Source organism: Oleiphilus sp. HI0061 (assembly GCF_001635675.1).
The window spans coordinates 1-889 of record NZ_LWFE01000008.1 but is presented as its reverse complement, the minus strand read 5'-3'; the positions used below and the strand labels follow the sequence as shown (position 1 = coordinate 889).

Annotated in this window: 2 protein-coding genes; both read right to left on the bottom strand. The window is 46.7% G+C overall.

The window, feature by feature from the left end:
- On the bottom strand, positions 1 to 454 hold a 454-nt coding region (locus A3735_RS00230), incomplete at its 3' end, for a DUF3299 domain-containing protein (protein ID WP_068637326.1).
- 10 nt (positions 455 to 464) lie between these two features.
- Positions 465 to 889, bottom strand: a 425-nt coding sequence (locus A3735_RS00225) for an ABC transporter permease (protein WP_197485542.1), incomplete at its 5' end; no start/stop codon positions are given.

The following is an 889-nucleotide window of genomic DNA, read 5'->3' as shown; positions in this document are numbered from 1 at the left end:
GCGTCCAAAATTCACTAGTCATTAAGGGCTCTTTTAAAGTCACATAAACGATCTGATTTTCAGGAGGCGGCGGTACATGAATGCAAGCTCCTACATAGGGTACCAGCAAGAATTCCGACACCGAGTCAGCGGTGAATTTGAGAGGAATAATATAACCCGGAATCTTGAGTTTCTGTTGATCAAGAGATTTCACGACTGGTGCAGGCTCCTGAACCTGAGCAGGTATTGGGTTTAGGTCCCCATCGTAAGCCTGCCCCTCGAATGACTCACCTTCAAAGGCGCCGCTTTCGAAAGACTCTCCTTCGAAAAACTCCTGCTCTTGTGGCACCGGAGGCTCCCAACCTTCGGGCATTAAATCATCCCAGGATATCTCTTTATACGTGTCTTTCCCTATTGCAAAAGCAAGCGGAGAGACAACAAGCAACACAACTAAAAGCACTCTTAGTAGCTTCATTTACTTTCTCCTAAAGTTTGATCGACATGCCGTCAGCTAAAGATTGTTTATAGGCTCGATAGCCCGGTATACAGCCGATTAACAAACTCATACCGACGACCGCTGCCACCAAGGCAAGCTGCTCAGAACCGAAGCTAGTCAGCGATATCGTTAAGCCATAGCCTTGCAATAAGGATTGACTCATCAATACAGCACCGAAAAATACCGCCAACCCTAGCGCACACCCAAGCACTGCAAACAGCAAGGACTCTGAGGCCAGCAGTACAAATATCTGGTTCGGCCGGCAACCTAAAGAACGGAGAATCGCAATTTCGCGCCGACGTTCATTTAAACTGCTAAGAATACCCGTTAATAAGCCAACGAAGCTATTCAATAAAACGAAGACTGCAATAATCAGCAAAGCCTTTTCGGCCGCACCAATTAACTGCCACAATT